The organism is Bacillus carboniphilus, assembly GCF_020524035.2.
Lineage (GTDB): Bacteria > Bacillota > Bacilli > Bacillales > JAIVKR01 > Bacillus_CC.
Window position 1 is genome coordinate 1,206,943 of the sequence record NZ_CP129013.1, and the last position, 25,316, is coordinate 1,232,258.

Here is a 25,316-nt window from a genome sequence, read left to right on the forward strand (position 1 = left end):
TTACGTACGTTTATGCCATTTCAACTTGTTTCACTATCTTCGTTTATTTACGGTTATTATGAGATTATCAATGAGTCTTACACGAGAAAACTTCACCGCCATTGCCATAATGACTTGGCCATTTATACAATTTATTTCAGCTAATTCTGGATACGACAAGACAGAGACATAATCTATAGTACCGGATGTATTTTTCATGATATAGTCTTTGATAAATTGCTCAATCCTATCAGGACTTCTTTCTCCTTGATTAATCATCATCTTAGCTTTTTTTAATGATTGATACAAGTGGACCGCTTGTTGTCTTTCTTCGTTTGTTAAGTTTACATTTCGAGAGCTTTTCGCTAAACCATCAGATTCTCTTACCGTATCCACTTTGCATAACTCAATTGGAAAGAAATAATCTCCAATTAAGGCATCAATGACTGCTACTTGCTGAGCATCCTTCATCCCAAAATAAGCTCTGTTCGGTTGAATTAGATTAAAAAGCTTGGATACGACGGTAACAACGCCATCAAAATGACCTTCTCGCGTGGCACCGCAAAGAACATCTACACGATCTGTAACGGTCATTTTTATCGTTAATGAATCACGATACATCGTATCATCATTTGGGACAAATACAGCATCTACACCTGATTGTTTAGCTAACTGAAGATCTCTCTCTAAATTTCTTGGATATTGATCGTAATCTTCATTTGGACCAAATTGAAGAGGGTTGACATATATACTTACAACAACATAGTCGTTTTCTTTTCTAGCTTCCTCAATTAGTTTTAAATGACCTTCATGCAAAAAACCCATTGTTGGAACAAAGCCAATAGATTTACCTGCTTGTTTTTGCTCTTGAGCCTTCGAGGTCATTTGCTCTGTGTCTGTAATCAAGATCATTATTTGCTTCCCCCATACAAAGAGGACAAGACTTCTTCTTTCATAGTGAAAGTGTGCTTGTCTTCTGGGAATTCTCTGTTCTTAACATCGGTTGTGAAATGTTCAATTGCCTCTACAATTGTTGATTCAACTTGCACATACTGCTTCACAAATTTCGGTACTCTTGGTACACCATAGCCAACCATATCGTGATAAACAAGAACTTGGCCATCTGTTTGGACACCTGCACCTATTCCTATAGTTGGTATCGTTAATTGGTTGGAAATTTCCGTAGCTAATTGATGTGGAACACATTCCAGCACTAAAGCAATAGCTCCTGCTTCTTCACAACGAATGGCATCCTCTAGCAACTGTTTAGCACTTTGAATATCCTTCCCTTGAACCTTGTATCCGCCTAGAACACCAACTGATTGCGGCGTTAAACCTAAGTGACTAACAACAGGAATACCACCATTTGTAAGAGATTGAACAATATTTAACACTTGTCCTGCTCCTTCAAGCTTTACAGCACTAGCTCCTGATTGTTGCTTAATAGCAGTCGCATTTTTAAGAGAATCTTCCTTTGATATGTGATAAGACATAAAAGGCATATCTGTAACGATAAATGTATTAGGCGCCCCTCGTTTAACAGCTTTCGTATGGTGGATCATGTCATCCATTGTCACCTCGATCGTACTATCATAACCTAGCACAACCATTCCTAACGAATCTCCTACTAAAATCATGTCTACCTTTGCTTTTTCTGCTTGCTGTGCAGAAGGATAATCGTAAGCTGTTAACATCACAATCGGTTCCTGCTCTTTTTTCATGTTCATAAAATCCGTTCTCGTTTTCATACTTTACCCTCCTCATTTTTTAGAGGAGATGACACAAACATAAACAGGTTGACTAAGATTAGAAGAACGGTGTTCAAAAAGTCATAATAGTAACTTTACATCGTGAGACTTTTTGATCTACTTCTAATAGTCAACCTTTTATTGGAACGTGTTTGCTTTCATCCCTCCGTCCTTGTCCCTTTTCTTGAGATCAAGGCAGATCATGTTCGTTCTCATAATCACTAATAAAAAAATTGGTGAAATTAATATAGGTGAAGTTCCAGATGGATACTACCCCAATGTGATTATCGCAAATAAGGTCCATGATTGCAATTCAAAAACTTGAATTTATAAACAACCGTTTTACTTACTACAGTATTTTTATGTCAGCTGAATAAACACGTTCGACTTGTCCATCATCCTTTTTCAATAAAAGTACTCCTTCATCATTAATTCCAGTGGCAATTCCCTCAAAAGAACCTTGAAGTGTATTTACTTTTACTCTACTATTCAAACTAATCGCATAACTTTCCCAAAGTAATTTAATTGGCTTAAATCCATATAATAAATATTGGTCATATAGTTTTTCGATATTTTTCAAAACAACCTGCAACAAAGTCCTTCTTGATTGCGTTTGTCCTGATTCTATCAATAATGAGCTTGCTGTTTCTTTTAATGAATCAGGAAAATGTTCTAACCTTTGATTGACATTAATTCCTATTCCAACAATCACCGCATGAACTTGATCGGCTTCTGCTTCAAGCTCAGTTAAGATCCCCACGACTTTCTTACCATTAATTAATATATCGTTCGGCCATTTAATCTGCGTGTTGACACCTGCTACTTGTTCACACGCTTGAACAATTGCTACGGCTGTTAATAACGTTAACTGAGGCATTTGCTGAATGGGTATTTGTGGTCTTAAAATCAAACTCATCCATAAGCCTGCTCCTTTAGGAGAATCCCATGCTCTTGATAATCTTCCTCTTCCATCCGTCTGCCTATCAGCTATAACGACCGTACCTTCTTCTGCACCTGAGTGCACTAACTCGCGAGCAACTTTTTGTGTCGATGTGACTTTCTCTTTCAAGACAATGTGTTTACCAATCACCTTTGTTTTTAACCCAAACGCGATCGTGCTTTCCGTCAGTTGATCAGGAACCTCCGTCATTTTATAGCCTTTATTCCGAACTGCTTCCAGATGATAGCCTTCTTTTCTTAACTGATCAATATGCTTCCAAACAGCTGTCCTTGTACACCCTAATTGTTCACTTATTTTTTGTCCTGAAATATATTGATCTTTATTCAACGAAAAGATCTCTATTAATTCTTTACGAAGATTTGTTTGCACGACTAATTAGCCACTCCTTAATCAATAGCTTGTCATTTTGTAGGTGTCCCTCTACTACCTGCTTCTCTACCGCTTGTATGGACTCTTCTATCCATGCTCCAGGCTTTTTCGACTGAAACCATGACAAAAGATCTTTCCCATCACAGGCGAGTTCTTGTCTCTCTTTAATAGGTAATAGGTTATATTGATTCTTAATTTCATGATCACTTTTCACTTGATTATTTTCCATTATCGAGAGGATGTTTTCTACTTTTATTGCTTGTTCCACACCTAAATGATAAACCATCCAATTGGAAAGAGGCGCTTGCAATCTTTTATTAACGAATTTCACCAGCTGTTTAACCGAACGGATAAGTTTGGTGGAAAGCTTCCACTTCTTTAAAAATAAATCAATATCCGATATTTTCATCGCAAGACAAAGAACCGACCATACTTCCTCTACATTATTCAATTTTTTTAATTCCACATTCAACAACTTTTCTAGTAATGTTTTGTTTTGTGAAAATTGTGGCAAAAAAAGATATACTTTTGTTTCAATCAGATACCTTAACCCCAATTGAGGATTGCACCCTAGAAATAGTTTTTGTATCTCAGCTGTTTTTCTTTCAATCGATATGTCTTCTAACAATGAATGTGACTGTATAATCGCTTCCTTTGTTTCCTTTTCAATTGTGAAATCTAATTGACTCGCAAAGCGGAGCGCACGCATCATTCTTAAAGCATCTTCCCCAAAACGATCGCTCGGTTTTCCAACTGTTCGGATTACACCGTCCTCAATGTCTTTTTTTCCGCCGAAAAAGTCGATAACATCTCCTACTTTAGTCATCGCAATTGCATTAATTGTAAAATCTCTTCTTTTTAAGTCCTCATTTAATGAAGAAATGAATGTAACCTTTGATGGACGACGGCTATTTATGTATGTTCCTTCACTTCTAAAAGTAGTAACTTCAAAACTACCTTGTTTTGTTACCACTACAATCGTTCCGTGCTTTGCCCCAACATCAATCGTTCGATTAAAAATCTTTTTCATTTCATCAGGTGTTGCCGATGTAGCAATATCTACATCGGCAATTTCTCTACCAATCAAATAATCCCTAACTGCTCCACCAACAAAGTAGGCTTCAAAACCGAATTGATACAGTTTATTTATAATTGGCGTGGCTAGTTCAAATTTTTTATCCATTATTATTCAAAACCTTTTCATAAATATCTTCATACTGGTTAACAATTTTTGAATAATGAAATTTCCCTTTGGCTAAATCCAGCGCTTGATTAGCCATTTGTTTATGTAATTCTCCTTGTTTTAACAACTGGATCGTTCTACCTGAAATTTCGTCAATATTGCCTACCTCACATACAAATCCAGAACGTTCATGATCAATGACCTCTGGTATACCTCCAATGTTCGTTCCAATGCAAGGTACACCACATGCCATTGCTTCTAATAAAACTAATCCAAAGCTTTCTTTTTCAGACAGTAACAACTTCACGTCACTAATCGAATATAACTCAGCCACATTCTCTTGTTTACCTAATAAGAAAACATCATCTTTTAAATCAAAATCATCAATTAGTTTAGAAACGACACACATTTCAGGGCCATCCCCTACTAATATTAGCTTACTAGGGACTTCTTTCTTCACTTTACTAAACACTCTAACTATATCGGGAACACGCTTTACATGACGAAAATTAGAGACATGAATCAAAACCTTCTCTTCTCTTCCTTATCCAATTCCATAAGCTTCTCTTAAAGTTGTTTTCTTTCGAAAGTATGTACGCTCGTCAATAAAATTATAGATTGTTTCAATATCCTTATTCGGTTCTAATAATTCATACGTCTGTTTAACTAACGACTCGGATACTGCCGTAACGGAATCAGATGCTTCAATTCCATAACGAATCAGTTCTGATAAGGTTGGATCATATCCTAGGACGGTGATATCTGTCCCATGTAAAGTCGTGACAATTTTTAAATGATCTCCTACCATTTGTTTAGCTAAAATTGCACAGATTGCATGGGGAACGGCGTAGTGAACATGCAATAAGTCTAACTGTTCTCGTCTAGCTACTTCAGCCATTTTACTTGCCAACGTTAAATCATAAGGTGGATGTTTAAATACTGAATACTGATTCACTTCTACTTCATGAAAATAAATATTACGATAAACTTTATTTAATCTGAAGGGCATACTAGAAGAAATGAAGTGAATCTCATGTCCTTTTTCAGCCAACTTTATCCCCAATTCAGTCGCTACTACTCCTGACCCACCAACAGTTGGATAACAAGTAATTCCTATTTTTAATTTTCTCACGTTACCTCTCCTAATAAATCATAATGAATCACAGGTGGATGATTTGAGATAAACCCTTCTGCATAAGGTCGCTCTATTTCTCTTCCAAATAAAAGATCTCTTGCCTTCACAGACTCAATATAGCCATTGGTTAATTGTGTATCAATTGAACCTACACTTTATCGGCAAGAGCACCAAATACTACTATGTCAACCTGTTCATTCATTTTTATTGAACTCTTTCTCATGAATAATCGTTCGCCATTTAAAGTCTCCACGCTCAAGTCCATGTACCAAAATCTCCGCACTGCCCATATTCGTTGCCAATGGTATAGAATAAACGTCACACAACCTAATCAATGCACTTATGTCAGGCTCATGTGGTTGGGCAGTCAAAGGGTCACGAAAGAAGATGACCATATCCATTTCATTTTTTGCAATCAAGGACCCAATCTCTTGATCTCCACCTAATGGTCCTGACTGAAACCTAGTGACAGGTAGCCCAGTTGCCTCTATAATTCGCAATCCCGTCGTTCCAGTCGCATAAAGTTCATGATTTTCGAACACTTGCTTATATGCTGTTGCAAATTGAACGAGATCATCTTTTTTCATATCGTGTGCGATCATTGCAATTTTCATTTCTCTTCCACCTACTCAATTATATTCTCGAGACCATAAATAAAATTATTATCTTGCATAACAGTTTCAACAGATAATTTAACTCCTGACATAAATGACGCACGATTGAATGAATCGTGACGAATAGTCAACGCTTGTCCATCCCCTCCAAACATCACTTGTTGATGACCTACAAGACCTGGCAGCCTAACACTATGGATAGGAATCCCTTGATAAACGGCTCCTCTTGCTCCATCTAATGTCTCCTTTTCATCAGGATGACCTTGTCGTTTTTCAGGTCTGTTTACGGAAATCATCTCTGCTGTTTTTAAGCCCGTACCTGATGGAGCATCTAATTTTTGATCATGATGCATCTCAATGATTTCGACATCAGTTAAATATTTTGCCGCCATTTGTGAAAACTTCATCATTAGGATGGCACCTATTGCAAAATTAGGAGCAATAACAGCACCTAGACCTTTTTGTTCAGATAAGGTTTGAACGGCTTTTAATTCATCCTCTGTAAAACCTGTTGTGCCTACGACTGGACGCACACCATATTGCAGTGCTAGTTTTGTGTGTTTTTTGCCTACATCCGGCGTAGTTAAGTCAATGAGAACATCTGGGGTCTCTAGTTGAAAGCATTTTTCTGGGTCTTTATAAATAGGGACATCTTTTTGTTGGAAACCTTCTATTGACGAAAGCTTTAATCCATCGTTTATTTTATCAATAACAGCAACTAGCTGAAAGTGGTTTGTTACTTCTACTAATTTTACAGCCTCTCTCCCCATTTTCCCTCGTGGTCCCGCAATGACAATTTTAATGGGATTCATTGTTCTTCACTTCCTCTTTCCTAGTCCATCTATTTTTGTCACGATTATTAAATTTATTCATCACCATCTGATGAGCTTCTTCTAAATCTATATTTAATGAATTGGCTAAACAAATCAACACAAATAAGTTATCCCCAATTTCTTCAATAATTGCTTTCTCTTTTTCCGTATCTTTTTTTGGTTTTTCTCCGTATGTATGATTAATCTCTCTTGCTAATTCACCAAGCTCTTCCGTCATTCTTGCTAACATGGCTAAAGGACTAAAATACCCTTCTTTAAATTGACTAATATAGTTGTCTACTTGCTTTTGCATTTCTTTCATTTCCACTTCTAAACACCTCTTTCTATCTCTTTCATGTTAGCTAATTCACTTCATTTTGACAAATGAAAAATCATTTTTTTAATCGCTCTTTAAAAAGAGTTTGCTACTTGCTCACTCATTTACTATAATTAGTTTGCTATCAGACATGTTAAGGAGGTTCATCATGGAACAAATACTAGCGAATTTTATAATCTCTTTTTTAGGAACCATTAAAAAGTTAAAAATAAAAAATGTGATCTTTATTTTATTAGGTTCTACTATTTTTTCATTCGGAATTGTTCATTTTAATATGCAAAATAATTTAGCAGAAGGCGGTTTTACGGGTATTACCTTATTATTATATTTTTTATATGACATTAACCCTTCCTTCTCTTACTTAGCTCTGAATATTCCTGTCTTTATTATCGGATGGAGGTTTTTAGGAAAGACAACTTTTGCCTATACCATTATTGGGACTTTATCCGTTTCTATCTTTTTAGAGGTATTTCAGCGCTATCAAATTCTGATCCCGTTAAAAGAAGATTTAACTTTAGCCGCTCTTTTTGCCGGTGTTTTCATCGGTGGAGGTTTAGGAATTATCTTTCGTTTTGGTGGAACGACTGGCGGAGTTGATATAATTGCGAGGATTATCCATAAATATTTTGGGTGGACTATGGGGAGAACCATGTTTCTCTTTGATGCTGGTGTCATTCTTTTATCTCTTACTTATTTAGACTATCGAGAAGCTATGTATACTTTAGTTGTTGTTTTTATTGGAGCACGTGTTATTGATTTTGTTCAAGAAGGAGCCTATTCAGCTAAAGGGGCAACCATCATTTCCGACTTCAATGATCAAATCGCCAAGGAAGTGCATGAAAAAATGGATCGGGGCGTTACCGTTTTAAAAGGTGAGGGTAGCTACTTAAAGACCGAACGGAACGTGTTATATTGTGTCGTTGGACGAAATGAGATTGTCAGGTTAAAATCTATTATCGGTTCCATTGATCCTCATGCTTTCGTGGCTGTTACTGATGTTCATGATGTACTCGGTGAAGGATTTACACTAGATGAAAACAAAAGGCCACTAGCGGATTAAGAAAAGCGGAAGCGGTCGCTGATCGCTGGAGCTGGACAATAGAAAAGCGGAAGCGGTCGCTTAGCGACGAATAAGCTGTACATTTAGATTATTACCTCATACATTAAAGGTTGTCTGAAATATGATCAGACAACCTTATTTTCATATGTAACTAGGATTCCATCGAAGCTGATTGGTCTCATCTCTCTTTTTTCACCTTTCTTTTTTTCTCTAGTTTTTCACCTTGGTATTTCCTCCATCCAGTGTAAAGAAGAGAAAGTACGATGATACCTCCAGTTGTAATGATGACCCAAACTAACGAAGGATCTGCCTCATCTTCTTCCACAGCCTTAAACATTCTTTTTAAATCCTCTTCCATGACTGATAAATGATTCAATTTTGTTTGTGTAGACATCTTATGAAAAGCTGAACTTTCAACTGACGAAACTTGAGTGTCTATTCGATTCACTTCAATTGCTTGTACATCCATCATAAGTGAAGGATACACTAAGCGGTATTGATCTAGAAAATGACTCCAATGATTATTAAAAAGCTCTTGATCACCATTTTCTATACTAGTCATTAAATGAGTCATTCGTAGCATCAACTCATCTTCCATCGCTCTCCACATTGGATTTTCATCGTAAAAAAAAGCATCCGATACTAAGCGAAGTTTTGTGATGGCACGAACCTTTTCATCATTGCTTATACTATTGGACCGCATCGCATCAAGTGCATTTTGATAAGTTGTCGTCAATATATAAACATCATCTACAGTTCGTTCCGTAGTTACTGGGATATCATTTAACTGCTTTTCAAAATATAATAAAAGTTGGGTAGCTTCTTTAAACCGTTCTTGTTTAGCCAATTGCCACGCCGAATCAACCGTGTCATCTAATGAATCCCAACTATTGGATTGCGCTTGACCTTGGAAGGTAATCAACATGATTGCAAATACTAGAAATAAAGCCCTTTTCATACTTGTCCCCCCTACAACTTATAATAATAAGTATGTTGAAATGGACAAGAGTAGACCTTTTTATCAATATGATATCAATCAAATTGTAAAGAAACTCTCTCACTTTGAGACAACCTCTTACAATCTCAAACTTCAAAAAGTTATATGATACTTTGTTGCGTTTTTATGTAAAACAAGTCGATAAGCGATTGCAATAGATATAATACTCAACCAAAAAGTAAAATATCCGATGATGTCTCTATATGCTGATAAACCTGAATAAACAGGCATTTGTCCAAAAACATAATCAATCATTTCATTGTGCAAAAGAACGATAGATGCAATGGCAAGGTGCTTTAGCTTAAATCGATAATAAGGGGCGTATAGTAGTCCTTGAAGCGCCATTCCTCCATGGGAAGCAATAAGCATATATCCTGCTAAAGATAACTCTCCAGTCGTATATAAAACAAGGAGGTTCATGATAACAGCCCAAACTCCATATTTAAACAATGATAGCATCGCAAAGGCTTCAAACCATTTACTATTCTTGCGAAATAAAAAAGCAATTAAAACAGGAATAAAAAACAATGTAGCCGTAGGACTATCAGGAACGAACAAAATAAATTTCCAGTCAGTATAAGCTAATTGATATCGATACCAATAGTATCCATATACCGTTCCAAAAACATTAATGACGAGTAAGAGCCATAAAAAAGGCGGTCTTGTTAATACATAATATAGTTGTTTCACATTCATCACTCATCCTACACACTAATATACTTCTCTATTATACCCTTTGATACAGAAAAAAGCTGACATTAAGTCAGCTTTTATTCTTCAGATGTTACATTTGCAATAAACTCAGACATAACTTTAAGCTCTTCATCGGTTCCTTTAAACGCATCTGCTGGCATATCGCCTTGACCATTTACAGCAATCTCCGCAATCTCCTCAGGTGTTAACCCTGTATCAACTAATGATGGTCCAGCTCCGCCTTCCAGGTTGTTTCCGTGACAGCTAAGACATCCTTGTGCATCCATGATTTGATATCCTTCTGCTTCTGTATCAATTTCAGGCCCTTCAACAATCTTTCCTTGCTGTGCTGCTGCTTCCCAGTCATGATAGGCAACAGATTCCCACGTTAAGAAGATGATTGAAGCTACCGCTAATAGCATTAAGCCAACGGCCACTGGACGTTTATGTGGACGTCTTTCAGGTCCTCTATCTAAAAACGGTGCAAGCATAAGGGCACCAAATGCTAAACCTGGCATGATAATCGCACCGATAACCGTATATTGACTCGATGCAAATTGATATTTCAATAATTGATAAAGAAATAAAAAGTACCAGTCAGGAAGTGGAATATACGCTGTATCTGTCGGATCCGCAATCTTCTCTAAAGGAGAAGGATGAGCTATTGTTAAACATAAATATCCGATTAAAAATACAGCACCAACAAGCCACTCTTTTAACAAGAAGTTCGGCCAGAAAGCCTCCGTTTTTCCTGGATACTCTGAATAATCTTTCGGAATGTTTGGCATTCTACCTGATGCAGGTATACGAGAATCACCAACAAACTTCATACCTTTACCGCGTTTCATTTGTTCCCCTCCTTTTCATTCAAATCTTCAACTTACAACGGTCCAGAAATTCCTTGTTTTCGAATCATGATAAAGTGTGCACCCATTAACATGAATAATGCTGCTGGTAAGAAGAAGACGTGAATTGCAAAGAAGCGAGTTAACGTTTGAGCTCCAACAATTTCTGGGTCTCCCGCAAGTAAAACTTTAATATGTGTTCCAATTAATGGCGTTGCCTCAGCAATCTCCAAACCTACCTTCGTAGCAAATAACGCTTTCATATCCCAAGGTAGTAAATATCCGGTAAATCCAAGACCAAGCATAACCATAAAAATTAACACCCCGACGATCCAGTTAAGCTCTCGTGGCTTTTTATAGGCTCCTTGGAAAAAGACCCGTAATGTATGTAAAAACATCATTACGATAACTAAACTCGCACCCCAGTGGTGCATCCCACGAACAATTTGTCCAAAGGCCACTTCATTTTGTAAATAATAAACAGATTCCCATGCATTTTTAATATCTGGTACGTAATACATAGTTAAAAACATTCCAGAAAGCACTTGTATGACGGTAACAAAGAAGGTTAATCCTCCAAAGCAGTATACAAATGCAGAGAAATGATGGGCAGGATTAACGTGCTCCGGAACTTCGTGATCCGCAATATCGCGCCACATAGGCGTAATATCTAAACGTTCATCTACCCAATCGTATAACTTGTTCAGCATATTAACGCCTCCCTATAGATTTTGTGGATTCGCCTTTCCTAAAAGCAGGATCCCATCTTTCACTTTCGTTTCATATTTTAATAATGGTGATGGAGGTGGAGTTCCTTCAACATTTTTCCCATTCTTTTTATATAGTCCATTATGACATGGACAAAAGAACATATTTTGATTTGCTGAATCCCCGTTCCAGTTTACAGTACAACCTAAATGCTGACATATCGGTGATAAGGCGACAATTTCTCCATTGTCATCTTTATATACCCATGCAGATTTAGGCTCATCTGATTCGTACCATGCGTCTACTTGTTCTACAACAAAGTCAACAGAAACAGGTTCAGTAGTAATGTCATCAACCTTCGTTCCAGTTGCAACAAAATCTCCTCCGCTATAATCCTTTAATACCGGATCAAGAGCAAAACGAACCATTGGCATAAGTGCTGCAGAAGCCATAAAACCACCGACACCTGTCAAGGTGTAATTTAAAAATTGACGCCTTGATACTTGATGCTTTTTCTCGCTCATCATTCTCCCCCCTCTATCTTAAGCTAAGTCCAAACGGACATACGAATACAAATATATAAAACTAGGACATAATCATGATATATCAATCTCCAGTCAAGGTCAATAACATCATCACAGATAAACCCCTGTTATGATAAGGTTTTTAACGACTGTTCCAATATTGTAATAAAATGTTCAAAATTTGTGCCACTTGATCTTGAATCACTTTCTTTTTCAATGATTGGTCCATATTTTCAATAGGGATTGTTGGACTCCATAAAACATCTTGGCTCTCTTTTAGGACTTCTTCACCCGTTAAGAAAAAAATGTATGTAAAATGTTTACTTAAAATTTCTTTCCAATTATTCATATCTGTTTCTAATCTCTGCTTTTCCGGAAAAAAATATACAAGTGGTGGAGTCAAAAACAGTCGACCTCTTAACTGTTTTTCTAATTCTTGACTTAGTAACGTTAAGTATTCATGTTTTTCAAGTTGTTGTTTATTTTTTAGACTAAGCGGGACAACAGGAACAACAACCGTATCCACATATTCCTTGGATTGCTTGTACAAATCCCAGTCCTTTATTTCCCATCTCATCACCTATCGCTCCAATCTTTGTATGTAAAACTTATATCTAGTATAACTTATTATTGAACAAACAAAAAAGACCTGATCACTTTCTTATTATCAGGTCAAACGAGGTATAACCATATTGAGGTCGCCAAAGGATTATTGGGGTAATTGTTTTAGTTTCTTAGACAACTCAACAAATGTCTTCTTGTCATGTCGATCCAGAGCCGCATCAATTTTCAAGAGGAGTGTTCTCTTTGAAATGTTTGAATTGTGGACTCGATAAACCTTTCTGCTACTAACCGATCTTTAGCAGTAATATAGTGATGCTTCGGCATAAACGGGTTTTCTTCTAAAACGGCAGCAAATTGTGGAGACTGGAAAGCTGATTTAAAATTTAATTGAATATATAATTCCTCTTCTTTGTTAAGACGAATATCATGAAATGATTTTTCTGCATCTGTTGTCATCACGTTTTCCTTGTAAAACCGAAAAGGTACTTCATCAATACAGTGTGTACTCATCACGATTCCTCTAGGACAAAATTGCGCTTGTTCAACAAAATGAACATTAGCAAGAAGAGTATCGTGACTCATTAAATAGTTTAAAATCCAAACACACTCTCTCCTCTTCAACTGATAGTGATTTAAAAACCAGCGAATAAAATCTTTTTTTTCGTTTACAGATACAAGGGCTGACACCTATTTCCCTCCTCTGCTTCATCTCAATTTGATTAAGCAACCAATATTCCTTATTATTAAACATTCAGTTAACTAGACAAGATGTAAAAAAGGATTGTTATAATGTTTGTCATCGCTAGACGGGCACTTCCGCTTTTCTTTTCTTTCAAAATAATAATTCAACATAGATATATTAAATCCTGCCCAGTAGTCCATGAAACTACTCGTCTAATTGCCTTAGGATTTCCTCTATTTCGACATTTGAAGGTTCGATCCTTAGAGCCTTTTTCAATAGTTGCATCGCTCGAGCTTTTTGTCCTTCCTCTAATAAGAAAAAAGCATATTCTTGCAAGAACTCTTTATCTTCTTTGAAAGAAGTATATGCACGCTCATAATGGTTTGATGACTCTGAATAATTTTCCAATTGATGATGAGCATACGCTAAATCCCAATCAAACTGTGGGTCATATTCTTCAAATTTCATGACCTCTTGTAAGCTTTCAATTACCTCTTCAAACATTTCCTCTTGTAGAAGTATTTTAGATAACATAATAATGGCTTCAATATACCCTGGGTCAAGCGCTATTGCTTGGCGCAAGAACTCAATAGCCTTTTGCATTTGTTGTTGCTTAATGGATAACTTCGCTGCAAAAAAATACATTTCTTTGTTATATTCATCATACTTGAGTCCTTTTTCTATCGTTTCCTGAGCCTCATTGACTTTACCAGTTTGTTCATAACTTTTAGCTAACTGTAAATAAAGCGAAGTAAAATATGGATCTAAATCTTGTAATTCTTCGAATTGACGAATGGCTGTTTCAAATTGTTCAGCTTGAAGAGCTGTCATTCCATATCCAAATAAATGATCAGGATCTTTACTATTAAGTTCGCGATAATAATTTAGCGCCTCGTTATACGAGCCTAAGCTACTAAGACTTTCAGCTAGTCTTTGGCCAATGAGAACACCATTCAATTCAGAAAAGCTTCGTATTGTTTGTTCGTATAACGGAACGGCCTTTTGATAATAGGCTTGATGAAAATAGAGCTCTGCTAAAGCAAAATCAATAATAGGCTGATTGTTTATTTGTTTGGCCTCTTTTAACTTTTTTTCACTAACCTCAAATAACCCTTGCATTTGATATAAGTCTGCTTGTAAAACGAGCGCTTGTACATAACGATTATCATGACGAGGAACACGCTGAAGTATTTCGATTGCTTCATCCTCTTTATCAATATCTATATATAATTCAGCAAGAAATATAGAAATATCTATTTCTTCAGGATATAGTAAAGTAATTTCCTCTACTATTTCCACGGCTTTTTCAATTAAGCCCCATTCATAATATTGTTCAGCCAGCTGTAGTTTTGTTTGATCATCAAGTTTTGGCATCGTTTCCTCAATGATTTTAAGACCTTGCTCTGCTTGTCCTTCTTCAACTAGTTTGATTGCTTCTTGTATACGTTGTTTCACCTTGAACGATCCTTCCTCATTTGTGAAAATGGCTATATTATATGTAGTTATTATTCTTAAACCTAGATGGAACCACCTCACGCAATTCCCTTCCAGAACCTACAAATAAAAATTTTTCTTTCCCTGCTTTGATTACTCGACCATTATGAACTGTAATTAATGGAATATGTTTATCATAATTGAGTTCACCATTTTGTTCAACTATTGCCTTTTTTGTTTCTGAAGAATAAAGATTGTAATCAACATTTGCCCCTACTCTGACGTCCCCCCGTATTGGATTTAAGCCTAATTTCATAAGAAGATCTTCTCGTATGGGTACACCTTCTTCAATCTTTCTTATTGAAGTTACTATTCGATGCGCTTTCGTTATCTTTTTCCATTTCGTTTGTATCTTTCGTTTTTCCATACTACTAATAGAAGTGTCGTCGAGTAAAGGAATAATTGGAATAGTGTAAAAAGAAGTAGCATGTTGGATAAACCCCCACGGTATTGTATCCAACTGTTTAGAATGATTCACATTAACAAAAATCACCTTGCACTTTTGATGATGACATTTGTAAATTAATTGTTCAGTTAAAGTTTGGTACGAAATTTTAATTCCAAAACAAAAATCAACAGGAGCATTAATCATTAAATGACGATATTTTTTAAACTGTTGACCTAAATCTCGCAAACGATTCACAGGAATGATTGGAATCACTGTTGTACAGCCTTTATTTATAATACTTTCCAAAAAGAATGTTTTAAATGCTGGAAAGGAATCCTTTGAAGTAAGGATAAAATCAAAAAAAACATGACCGGGTGTCATTACATAATCTTTGCCATTCATCTGGACAAATTGATAATTCGAGAGGCTATTATTAATTTGATCAAAACGCCCATTGTTTACTAAAACCGACACTTTTTTAATCTTGTTTTTTCTATACAAATCTACCTCGTTAATAATATAAGGCATTTTTCCTCTCCACCTTTTTCTTTTCTTAAGACAAGCTATGAGTAGAAGAAGCGAAATAGACCAAGAAAAAACACCTTAGTGTTTTCACTAAGATGTTCTATACCGTTCGTTATTTCGCTAGTTGCTCTAAGTGCTCAAAAAACATTGGGTATGATACGTTAATAGCCTCTGAATTTTCTAACAAGATTTCCTCTTGACAAATGGTGCTTGCAATGGCAAGCATCATTCCTATTCGATGGTCACCATAACTTGAGACGGTTGCATTTCCATGTAACGAATTCTTCCCTTTAATGATCATTCCATCAAGAGTAGCTTCTATATTCACACCTAATTTCGACAATTCCTGCACAACCGTATCAATACGGTTTGTTTCTTTTACTTTAAGTTCGGCAGCATCTTTTATGACCGTTGTTCCTTGTGCTTGAGATGCTAGCAAAGCGATGACTGGAATTTCATCAATTAACCTTGGGATAAGTGCACCGCCAATCTCTATTCCTTTTAGTTGAGACGATTGAATATGAATATTTGCGAGCGGTTCCATTTGGTCTGTATCATGTTCATCAATTGTGATATCTGCTCCCATTTCCATTAGTACATCCAAAATACCTGATCGTGTCGGATTGATGCCTACATTTTTAAGAGTAATTGAACTATTGGGTACAATGGCACCTGCGACTAAAAAGAAAGCAGCTGAAGAAATATCTCCAGGAACATTTATATGAGATGCCTTTAACTGTTGTCCCCCTTCAATCGAAGTGGTTAAACCGTCGATCTTTACAGTAGCGCCAAATGACTTTAACATTCTTTCTGTATGATCTCTTGAAGTGTGTGGTTCAATGACCGTTGTTTTTCCTTTTTCCGATAATAATCCTGCTAATAAAATCGCAGACTTCACTTGAGCACTTGCCACAGGAGAGTGATATTCAATGGGGGTAATATTTCCACCTCGAATCGAGATCGGTGTATACTTCCCATCCATCCTCCCATCAATTTTCGCTCCCATCTTTTGAAGAGGCTTTGTTACTCGACCCATTGGTCGTTTTGCAATGGACTCGTCACCGATAATACATGCATGAAAAGGCATACCTGCTAAAATCCCAAGCATTAAACGAGTAGTCGTTCCTGAATTCCCTACATCTAATATTTCAACTGGCTCTGTCATACCTTCTTTTCCTTTGCCATGAACGATAACTTCCTTGTTATTAACTTCAATATCCACACCCATCTTTTGAAAACAGGAAATTGTACTTAAACAGTCTTCTCCTAATAAAAAGCGATGAATGGTTGTTGTTCCTTTCGCTAAGGAACCGAACATAATCGCCCGATGAGAAATGGATTTATCACCTGGTACTTCAATTTGCCCCGCTAATTGTGAAACGCTTAATAATTTCTTCATCTATTCTACTCCCTATTTTGCAATGTACGTTTGATATGGTGTATGTTTTTCAATGCAATCCTTGCCTTGTATACAATCGTATTCTGTCTGAAATGTAATTTGTAAAACACCAAAAATATCTTCCCTAGTTTCAATAATCCTTATATTCGTTATACTAATCTTTTCTTTCGCAAGATAATAAGTAATTTCAGATATAACTCCAGGGTTATCTGGAACGTCTATGTATAAATCATGAAAGGAAGGAATAACCCCTTTTTGTTTTTCAGGTAGCCCATCTCGAAATTGTTTTGCATCAGAGAAAAACTCATAAATCCCTTTTGCATCCTCTTTTTGTACCATACGTTGAATACGTTCCATTTCTAGTAACCACTTTGAAAAAAGATCGTTTATTACTTCTTGATTTTGTAATAAAATATCTCTCCACATCGTTGGGTTACTAGAAGCTATTCTTGTAATATCTCGAAATCCTCCAGCAGCGAACATCTTTATATCGAATAGATTTTCTTCGCTTTTCTTTGCTTGATGGACAAGACTAGAAGCAACAATATGAGGAAAGTGACTAATGACGCCAGCCATTTCATCGTGCTGCTCAGCAGACATCGTGTGAAATTTCGCTTTCGTTCCTTTTAACAATTCCATTAGTTGTTGAACGTTTTGTTTTTGCTCCTCACTATTGGTAGGAGTTAATATATAAAAAGCATTTTCAAATAAGTGACTTCGGGCAGCTTCCACTCCTGATTTATGAGACCCTGCCATCGGATGTCCACCTATAAAACAGATAGGATGAGGTAATATTTCCCTTGCTTTTTCTACTATATATCTCTTCGTACTTCCAACATCTGTGATGATGACTCCTTTTTGCAATGGGATATCACGAATCTCATATAAAATGTCGATTGTTTTTTGAACCGGCGTCGAAATGATAATAACATTTGCCTGTTTTGCACCTTCCTCAATGGTTGATACAGACTGGTCGACCACTTTTATCGTTCTTGCTTTATTTCTCGTCTGTTCATTAATGTCAAAACCAATCACGTTCATAAAAGGATGATGCTTTTTAATATTTAACGCAATGGAACCCCCAATAAGTCCCAACCCAATGATAAAAACGTTTTTCATGATGACCACCTATTATATTAATCACTATTTTTTTGTGAAAGAATTTCTTCTAATACTTTTATGATCTCTTCGTTCTGCTCCTTTGTTCCAAATGTAATTCGTAAAGAAGTATTAAATCCAAGTGCTTTTCCTGAACGAACAATATAGCCTTGCTCTAATAGGGCTTGAAATAATTCATCGCTATCTCGTTTGAAATCGATTAAAATAAAGTTCCCTTCTGTTTCACAATAAGAAAGATGATTCCGACTACAAAAATCATAAAACCTTTGTTTTTCTATCCTATTTTTTTTAGTACAGCTTTGGATAAATGACTGATCGAGCAAAGCTTGTTTAGCTGCAACTTGTGCTAAACGATTCGTGTTAAATGGCTCTCTTGTCGGTTCAATCGCTTGTATAATATTAGCATGACCAATTCCATAACCAATTCTTAAAGCAGCTAGTCCATAAGCCTTTGAAAAAGTGCGTAATATAAATAAGTTGTCAAACTCTTCTAATAAAGAAAGCGTATTTGGATAGTCCTCCACTTGTACATATTCATAATAAGCTTCATCCACAACAACAAGAACATGGGAAGGGATTTTCTTTAAAGTCGATTTTAATTTATCTTCATTTACATAAGTTCCAGTTGGATTATTTGGAGAACATATCCAAAATATTTTTGTGTTTTCGTCAATTTGATCGACCATTTTTTTCAAATCATGATCCCCATCCTTTAAAGGGACCTCTCTTATTTCTGCTCCCTCAATTACTGAATTATGTTTATATTGAGGGAATGTTGGTGTAGCCATAACTGTATTAAACCCTTCCTGTAATAATGACCGACAAAGGATTTGGACAACTTCATCTGAACCATTACCGAAAATTAACTTTCCTTCTTCAATATGCAAATAATTAGCTAGTGATCTTCGTAAATCTGCACTATAACCATCTGGATAAATGGCCAATAGGTTCACTTCATCCATTATCGCTTCCCTCACTTTAGGAGAACACCCATAAGGATTTTCGTTGGAAGCCAGCTTAACCACTTTATCAAGATGAAGCTCCCTTTTCACCTCTTCTATCGGTTTTCCAGGCTTATAAGGAGTAAGAGACTTTAATTGTTGTTTAATTTCCATTTCCTCACCTCGGTCATCTTGTTATCTATATGTTTGTTATAGATATTATACTTTATGTTGAAGGTTCGAATTCCCCAATAATTGTAGTAAATATTGATCAAATATTTGTTTTGATTCAGCGCTCCACTCATGATCTTTCACTAATTGTTCTATTTTATTAATTATGGCACTTCCTACAATAACTCCATCACAAACGTTTTGAAATAGTTGCACTTGTTCTCTTGTTGAAATACCAAAGCCTACAACAACCGGAATATCACTCTTTTCTTTTACTTTTTCAACAAACGAAAGAACAGACTGATCAAATTCTTTTCTTTCTCCAGTAACTCCTAATGAAGATACACAATAAAGAAAGCCTTGTGCTTGAGAAACAATTTTCTCTAACCGATTCATTGAAGTCGGTGCTAATAATGAAATAAAAGTAATTGAATTTTCTTGACAATTTGCTCTCAAGGCTTCACTTTCTTCAAAAGGTAAATCAGGAATAAGGAGACCTTCAATAGCATTTTCCTTCATTAAAGCAAAGAAGTTTTGATTCCCTAATTGTAACACAGGGTTATAATAGGTAAAAAGAATGATCGGGATGGTCAATCCTGCTTTTTTCATTTTCCGTGCTAAACACATGGCACTTATAATCGACATCCCTCTTTTTAATGACCGACTAGCTGCCCGTTGAATAGTAGGACCATCTGCTAAAGGGTCAGAATATGGAACGCCTAACTCTAAAGCAGAAGCACCAGCTTTTTGCAGTGAGAGCGCGATGTCAATTGTAGCTATTTCAGACGGATCTCCAGCGACAATATAAGGAATAAATAAAGGTTTATCTGATTGAATTAATAGCTCATTCCTTTTACTCATGACCCGTCCTCAACTCCTTCATTAATGTATGAACATCTTTATCGCCTCTACCCGATAAACATACTAATATCGATTGACCCTTTGGAAGCCGCTTTGCTAACTTTATAACCTTTGCAATAGCATGAGCAGACTCAATGGCACATAATATGCCCTCCGTTTTCGCCAATAATAATAAAGCTTCAAGCGCCTCTTGATCGGTCACACTATCGTATTCGACTCGGTTTATACTTGCTAAATAAGCATGCTCTGGTCCAACTCCAGGATAATCTAACCCAGCAGATATTGAATACGGTTCGCTAATTTGTCCAAATTCATCTTGAAGCAAATACGTTAGTGATCCGTGAATAACTCCTTTTGATCCTTTTGTAATTGTTGCGGCATGGAATGCCGTGTTTATTCCTTTGCCTGCTGCTTCAACTCCATATAGTGGAACATCAGTATCAACAAATGATGTGAACATTCCTATTGCATTGCTACCCCCGCCAACACAGGCAACAACGGCATTTGGAAGTTTACCGACAACCTCCACAAATTGCTCCTTTGCTTCTTCTCCAATAACCTTTTGAAACTCCCTTACCATATAAGGATATGGGTGAGGTCCAACTACAGAACCTATCATGTAAAAATGATCTTGACAATTTGCCACCCAGTAGCGAATTGCTTCATTTGTTGCGTCTTTTAACGTCTTGTTTCCACTTGAAACAGGAACCACTTCTGCTCCTAATAATTCCATACGAAAGACATTTAACTGTTGCCTTTCGATATCTTCTTCTCCCATAAACACTTTACATTCCATATTAAACTTTGCCGCTACAGTAGCAGCTGCTACTCCGTGTTGGCCTGCTCCTGTTTCTGCGATGATTTTTGTTTTCCCCATTTTTTTTGCTAATAAAGCTTGACCAATGGCATTGTTTATCTTATGTGCCCCCGTATGAGTTAAATCCTCTCTTTTTAAAAAGATATTTGCCCCATCAAGTTGGGTTGTTAAATGATCCGCAAAGGTTAATGATGTAGGTCTACCCGTATATTCTTTTAACAACCTATTATATTCACTTTTAAACTTCGGGTCTTGCAATGCCTCTTTTAACGCTTTCTCAATTTCATAAAGGGGTTCAATTAATGTCTCAGGAACAAATTTACCTCCAAATTCACCGAACTTTCCTCTTTTCGTTGGGACACTATACATCAGTTCATCAACCTCTCTTCTAAAGCTTTTATACTTCTCATACTCTTCTGACTCTTCTCTTCTATACCACTCGCTAGGTCGATCCCGTATGGCTGATAAGATAATAATTGTTTAATATTCCCTTCATTTATCCCACCAGCAATAAAATAAGGTTTACCTTTAAATTCCATAAACTGTTTAATAAATGGGACAGCTCGCCAATCAAAACGAGTCCCTGTCCCCCCCCACATTCCATCTACTTTACTATCGACTACAAACGCTTGAACATATTGATGGAATTGGTCGATTTCTATTTGTAGTTCCTCATTAAAATGGAGTGCTTTCCATAATGTGATTTTTGGATAACGTCCCTTTAATTGTTTTACAAACGACAAACTTTCTTTTCCATGTAGTTGAATAACATCTAAGGGCACATAAGAAAAAACTGTTTCAATTTCACCAATCGTTGGATTTACAAAAACCCCAACAATCTTCTTGCTGCGAAGATCAACTTGGTTAATCCAGTTAACGACATCCTTTGCTTCGACCTTCCTTTTACTTTCAGAAAACACAAAACCGATGTAGTTTGCTTTTGACTGAACAACCTTCTGTAAATCTTCTAAACTCGTATTCCCGCAATATTTTATCATTGGATGAATGGTGTTCATTCTCCAAATAACCTCTTAATAGCCTCTTGTTGGTTGGAAGAACGCATCAGTGATTCTCCGACTAGGACGCCATCCGCACCGAGCGATTTCACATAACCAATATGGTCAGGGGTAAAAATTCCACTTTCACTGATGACCAATGTTTCTTTTGGTATTTGAACAATTATATTTTCTGTATGCTTAACGTTTGTTTGAAATGTTGTTAAATCTCGATTGTTAACACCTACAATTTCAGGTTGAAATAAATCTAAGATTCTTAACAACGTTTCGTCTGAGTGCACTTCAACAATCACATCTAATTCATTTTCATATGCTTTTTGATAAAAATGGTGAAGCTTTGAAGGAGGCAAGACTTCTCCAATCAATAAAATGGCATCTGCTCCAATCCTTACAGATTCCTCAATTTGTTTCTCGTCAATAATAAAATCTTTTCTTAGCACTGGTAATTTCACATGTCGTTTCACTAGTTCAATGTAACTTTTCTTCCCGTGAAAGAAACGTTCATCCGTTAAAATCGATAAACAATCTGCTCTCCCATTAAGGTATTGCTTGGCAACCATAATGGGATCTGCTGTTTCATTGATCACCCCTTTGGACGGGCTTGCTCTTTTAATTTCAGCAATTAGAGCAAGGGATCGTTTAGGTTTCTCTAAAGCACTCTTAAATGAATAACGAGGGACACTAGCTTGTTTTGGGAGCATCATAGATTCAATTTCTTTTTTCTTATGTTGAATAATTTGATCAAGCATACTCCCTCTCCTTTTGAAGATTTTTTAATTGTTGATACGCTTTTCCGCTTTCAATTGTATAGATTGCCCTGTCAATTCCATCCTTTAAGCTGGCTACCTTTCCAGATACATATATAGCAGCTCCTGCATTCATCGCAACAATCTGTTTAGCACTATTGTTTGCCTTCCCTAAAAATATTTGTTTAATAAGGGATGCACTTTCAGCTGTTGAGTCCACCTTCAGATCATCGATTTCTCCTTTTGTTAAACCAACATCTTCTGGGCTTAAAGTATAGCGTGATATTTTTTCATTCTTTAATTCCACGATATCTGTTGGTGCTGAAATTGATATTTCATCAAGTCCATCTTGTCCCGTAACAATTAGTACATGACTAGAACCTAGTTCTTTAAAGACGTGAGCTAATTTCTCAGCATAGCTTGTTGAAAATACACCAACTACTTGTCGTTTCGCATTAGCTGGATTTGCTAAAGGACCTAAAAGATTAAAAACAGTTCGAAAACCAAGACTTTTTCTTACCTGTGCCACATTTTTCATTGAAGAATGATAGTAAGGGGCAAACAAAAATGACATGTTGTTTTTAGACAAGGATTCTTTTACCTCTTTAATGGTAGATTGAATTGGAATAGCTAATTGTTCTAACACATCTGCACTTCCACTTTTAGAAGAAATAGCTCGATTTCCATGCTTCGCAATAATAATACCACTAGCAGAACTGACAATCGCTGCAGCAGTAGAAATATTAAAGGTTGATTTTCCATCTCCACCTGTCCCACACGTATCCACTACATCATCAATTCCTCTAATTTTTAACATGTGGGCTCGCATAGCGGTTGCAAATCCAACCATTTCTTCCACTGTTTCACCTCTTAAACGCATCATAGACAATAAACTTGCTACTTGGCTTTCACAAAAATCACCAAGTAACATTTGATTCATCACTTCTATCGCCTGTTCCTTTGAAAGGGAATTACCTTCCACTACATAGTTTAAAATGTTTTTCACTGTACACTCACCTCACATAGCAAGTCACATTGCTCTGCTAGCTTGATCGCAAAAATGAGTGCACTAGCTTTGTTACGTGTTTCTTTCCATTCATTTTCTGGTATTGAATCAGCTACGATTCCCGCTCCTGCTTGAATATAGGCTTTATTTTCTTTAAGTCTAATTGTACGAATCGTAATGCAAGAATCAATATTGCCATCATAGCCGATATAAGCCATCGCACCTGCATAACTTTGCCTAGCCGTTGGTTCTAGTTCATTTAAGATTTGCATGGCTCGGATTTTAGGAGCACCGGATACAGTGCCTGCTGGGAATGCTTCGGTTAAGGCATCAACAGGATGTATGTCCTCTCTTCTTTTCCCTGTCACTTTGGAAATCATATGCATTACATGAGAAAAATAAACAATCTCTTTTTGAATAGGAGTTTGCACCGTTCCATATTGGCTCACTCTTCCTAAGTCATTTCTTGCTAAATCCACTAACATATGATGCTCTGCTAATTCTTTTGAATCTTCTTTCAGCTGATTGGCAATTACTTGATCTTCTTTTGCTGTTTCTCCCCTTCGCCGTGTCCCCGCAATAGGATGAATTTCTAGTTCATCTCCTATGACATTGATTAATCTTTCAGGAGAGCTTCCAATGAGTTCTTCTGTTTTCCCTTTATAATAAAATAAATAAGGAGACGGATTAATCATTCGTAATACACGATATAGTGTGAACGCAGTGAATTTAACTTCCAGTTCAAAGCGTTGTGATAATACAGCTTGAAATATATCTCCAGCACGAATGTATTCTTTAATTTGCTCCACATCTTCTACAAACTTAGATTTTGAATAATTGGAAGAAACATTTGTAAACAAATCTTCATTGTTTACTTTATTTTCAAATTGAATAGGAGAGAGTACTTGAGTGTTTGTCAACAACTTTGCTTTTAGCTTCGTTAATTGCTGAATAGAATGATCATATTTTTCTTTTAGATCGCCCTTTACTTCGACATATTTGATAAAATGCACTTTCTGTCTCCGTTGGTCTATCGCAATGACGAACTCACAAATCACGAGTTCAACCGATGAATCTGCTTTTTTTTCTGGATGGCTGACCATTTTCTCAAACATGTGAACCGCATCATACCCGATTGTCCCTACGGCTCCTCCTTTAAACGGAGCATCAATATCGGCCACTTTGACTTTTAAACGATTCGTCAATTGCTGCATTAAATCACTTAACGAAGAATTTTTTTCAATCATGTTATCCGCTTTGTCTTTCGCGACAAACAAACCATGACATTCTTCGACATAATATTGTGGGCTTATGCCAATAAAAGAAAAACGAGACCAAGGTGATTCCTCATCAAAGCTTTCTAAAAAGTATACCGCCTGTTCTTTGAACAGATGAAAGATTTGTAATGGCGTAAGTTGGTCTACAAACATACTCTCTACAATTGGAATGGTATTAAACTTGTTGGCATCTTCACAAAACTGTGAAAAAAGAGGGTTCATTTTGCTTCACTCCTTTTATAGAATGAGCAAAGTGAGGTTGTGTATAGAGGAAAACTCTTTTACCTATATAAAAATATGGCAAAAATAAGTCATGGCACTATTTAATCATACCAATTGACTTTG

25 protein-coding genes and 2 pseudogenes are annotated in these 25,316 nt (G+C 36.4%); 1 reads left to right on the forward strand and 26 read right to left on the reverse strand.

The annotated features are described in order from the left end of the window. Positions 1 to 33 precede the first annotated feature (33 nt). The 8 genes and pseudogenes from panC to LC087_RS06175 form a co-directional block, all read right to left on the reverse strand. Positions 34 to 891, reverse strand: a complete 858-nt coding sequence (gene panC, locus LC087_RS06140) for a pantoate--beta-alanine ligase (RefSeq protein WP_226538523.1) — start codon at positions 889 to 891, stop codon at positions 34 to 36. Beyond that, a complete protein-coding gene (gene panB, locus LC087_RS06145) occupies positions 891 to 1,727 on the reverse strand; it encodes a 3-methyl-2-oxobutanoate hydroxymethyltransferase (protein WP_226538524.1) in 837 nt (278 codons plus the stop codon). Before panB ends, panC begins: the two co-directional genes overlap by 1 nt. Before the next feature lie 349 nt (positions 1,728 to 2,076). Continuing rightward, complete coding sequence (locus LC087_RS06150) at positions 2,077 to 3,057, reverse strand: biotin--[acetyl-CoA-carboxylase] ligase (RefSeq protein WP_226538525.1); 981 nt, start codon at positions 3,055 to 3,057, stop codon at positions 2,077 to 2,079. Next, a complete protein-coding gene (locus LC087_RS06155; protein ID WP_226538526.1) occupies positions 3,038 to 4,240 on the reverse strand; it encodes a CCA tRNA nucleotidyltransferase in 1,203 nt (400 codons plus the stop codon). Before LC087_RS06155 ends, LC087_RS06150 begins: the two co-directional genes overlap by 20 nt. After that, positions 4,233 to 5,372 (reverse strand): annotated as a pseudogene (gene bshA / locus LC087_RS06160) (N-acetyl-alpha-D-glucosaminyl L-malate synthase BshA). Before bshA ends, LC087_RS06155 begins: the two are co-directional and overlap by 8 nt. Before the next feature lie 197 nt (positions 5,373 to 5,569). Then, positions 5,570 to 5,989 (reverse strand): methylglyoxal synthase, encoded by a 420-nt coding sequence (gene mgsA, locus LC087_RS06165; RefSeq protein WP_226538528.1) that lies wholly within the window; start codon positions 5,987 to 5,989, stop codon positions 5,570 to 5,572. Between the two features lie 11 nt (positions 5,990 to 6,000). Continuing rightward, a complete protein-coding gene (dapB, locus tag LC087_RS06170) occupies positions 6,001 to 6,801 on the reverse strand; it encodes a 4-hydroxy-tetrahydrodipicolinate reductase (protein ID WP_306020355.1) in 801 nt (266 codons plus the stop codon). Continuing rightward, the gene (locus LC087_RS06175; protein WP_226538677.1) at positions 6,788 to 7,123 is read right to left on the reverse strand and encodes a nucleotide pyrophosphohydrolase; all 336 of its coding nucleotides are present in this window, start codon (positions 7,121 to 7,123) and stop codon (positions 6,788 to 6,790) included. The genes dapB and LC087_RS06175 overlap by 14 nt, the downstream gene beginning before the upstream one ends. A gap of 163 nt (positions 7,124 to 7,286) precedes the next feature. Between LC087_RS06175 and LC087_RS06180 the strand changes: the two genes are divergently transcribed. Beyond that, complete coding sequence (locus LC087_RS06180) at positions 7,287 to 8,198, forward strand: YitT family protein (RefSeq protein WP_226538530.1); 912 nt, start codon at positions 7,287 to 7,289, stop codon at positions 8,196 to 8,198. Between the two features lie 178 nt (positions 8,199 to 8,376). Here LC087_RS06180 and ypjB read toward each other — a convergent pair whose 3' ends face one another. From ypjB to LC087_RS06270, 18 genes and pseudogenes are all read right to left on the reverse strand, one after another. Then, positions 8,377 to 9,156, reverse strand: a complete 780-nt coding sequence (gene ypjB / locus LC087_RS06185) for a sporulation protein YpjB (protein WP_226538531.1) — start codon at positions 9,154 to 9,156, stop codon at positions 8,377 to 8,379. Positions 9,157 to 9,288: 132 nt separating this feature from the next. Continuing rightward, positions 9,289 to 9,885: a lipoprotein heptaprenylglyceryl N-acetyltransferase LhaT gene (locus tag LC087_RS06190; protein WP_371932687.1), complete on the reverse strand. Its 597-nt coding sequence runs from the start codon at positions 9,883 to 9,885 to the stop codon at positions 9,289 to 9,291. 80 nt (positions 9,886 to 9,965) lie between these two features. Continuing rightward, positions 9,966 to 10,736, reverse strand: a complete 771-nt coding sequence (locus tag LC087_RS06195; RefSeq protein ID WP_226538533.1) for a menaquinol-cytochrome c reductase cytochrome b/c subunit — start codon at positions 10,734 to 10,736, stop codon at positions 9,966 to 9,968. Between the two features lie 32 nt (positions 10,737 to 10,768). Further along, positions 10,769 to 11,443 carry a menaquinol-cytochrome c reductase cytochrome b subunit gene (qcrB, locus tag LC087_RS06200; protein WP_226538534.1) on the reverse strand — a complete coding sequence of 225 codons (675 nt, stop codon included), beginning with the start codon at positions 11,441 to 11,443 and terminating at the stop codon, positions 10,769 to 10,771. Positions 11,444 to 11,455: 12 nt separating this feature from the next. Continuing rightward, positions 11,456 to 11,965 (reverse strand): Rieske (2Fe-2S) protein, encoded by a 510-nt coding sequence (locus LC087_RS06205; protein ID WP_226538535.1) that lies wholly within the window; start codon positions 11,963 to 11,965, stop codon positions 11,456 to 11,458. A 142-nt stretch (positions 11,966 to 12,107) separates the two neighbouring features. Then, positions 12,108 to 12,542, reverse strand: coding sequence for a DUF2487 family protein (locus LC087_RS06210; protein ID WP_226538536.1), 435 nt, complete (start codon positions 12,540 to 12,542; stop codon positions 12,108 to 12,110). A 132-nt stretch (positions 12,543 to 12,674) separates the two neighbouring features. Then, a pseudogene (locus LC087_RS06215) lies at positions 12,675 to 13,216 on the reverse strand (ReoY family proteolytic degradation factor). 199 nt (positions 13,217 to 13,415) lie between these two features. After that, positions 13,416 to 14,666, reverse strand: coding sequence for a tetratricopeptide repeat protein (locus tag LC087_RS06220; RefSeq protein WP_226538538.1), 1,251 nt, complete (start codon positions 14,664 to 14,666; stop codon positions 13,416 to 13,418). A 37-nt stretch (positions 14,667 to 14,703) separates the two neighbouring features. Further along, entirely contained in the window at positions 14,704 to 15,621 is a 918-nt protein-coding gene (locus LC087_RS06225) for a hypothetical protein (RefSeq protein WP_226538539.1), read from the reverse strand. 109 nt (positions 15,622 to 15,730) lie between these two features. Beyond that, a complete protein-coding gene (gene aroA, locus LC087_RS06230) occupies positions 15,731 to 17,017 on the reverse strand; it encodes a 3-phosphoshikimate 1-carboxyvinyltransferase (protein WP_226538540.1) in 1,287 nt (428 codons plus the stop codon). Between the two features lie 12 nt (positions 17,018 to 17,029). Next, positions 17,030 to 18,136, reverse strand: a complete 1,107-nt coding sequence (locus tag LC087_RS06235; RefSeq protein ID WP_264189763.1) for a prephenate dehydrogenase — start codon at positions 18,134 to 18,136, stop codon at positions 17,030 to 17,032. A gap of 17 nt (positions 18,137 to 18,153) precedes the next feature. After that, entirely contained in the window at positions 18,154 to 19,251 is a 1,098-nt protein-coding gene (gene hisC, locus LC087_RS06240) for a histidinol-phosphate transaminase (RefSeq protein ID WP_226538541.1), read from the reverse strand. A 45-nt stretch (positions 19,252 to 19,296) separates the two neighbouring features. Further along, positions 19,297 to 20,109 (reverse strand): tryptophan synthase subunit alpha, encoded by an 813-nt coding sequence (gene trpA, locus LC087_RS06245; protein ID WP_226538542.1) that lies wholly within the window; start codon positions 20,107 to 20,109, stop codon positions 19,297 to 19,299. Continuing rightward, positions 20,102 to 21,295, reverse strand: a complete 1,194-nt coding sequence (gene trpB / locus LC087_RS06250; protein ID WP_226538543.1) for a tryptophan synthase subunit beta — start codon at positions 21,293 to 21,295, stop codon at positions 20,102 to 20,104. The genes trpA and trpB overlap by 8 nt, the downstream gene beginning before the upstream one ends. Beyond that, entirely contained in the window at positions 21,295 to 21,942 is a 648-nt protein-coding gene (locus LC087_RS06255; protein ID WP_226538544.1) for a phosphoribosylanthranilate isomerase, read from the reverse strand. Before LC087_RS06255 ends, trpB begins: the two co-directional genes overlap by 1 nt. Then, positions 21,939 to 22,691, reverse strand: a complete 753-nt coding sequence (gene trpC, locus LC087_RS06260; RefSeq protein WP_226538545.1) for an indole-3-glycerol phosphate synthase TrpC — start codon at positions 22,689 to 22,691, stop codon at positions 21,939 to 21,941. Before trpC ends, LC087_RS06255 begins: the two co-directional genes overlap by 4 nt. Further along, positions 22,684 to 23,694: an anthranilate phosphoribosyltransferase gene (gene trpD, locus LC087_RS06265; RefSeq protein ID WP_226538546.1), complete on the reverse strand. Its 1,011-nt coding sequence runs from the start codon at positions 23,692 to 23,694 to the stop codon at positions 22,684 to 22,686. The genes trpC and trpD overlap by 8 nt, the downstream gene beginning before the upstream one ends. Beyond that, positions 23,691 to 25,193 carry an anthranilate synthase component I family protein gene (locus tag LC087_RS06270; RefSeq protein ID WP_226538547.1) on the reverse strand — a complete coding sequence of 501 codons (1,503 nt, stop codon included), beginning with the start codon at positions 25,191 to 25,193 and terminating at the stop codon, positions 23,691 to 23,693. Before LC087_RS06270 ends, trpD begins: the two co-directional genes overlap by 4 nt. Positions 25,194 to 25,316 lie beyond the last annotated feature (123 nt).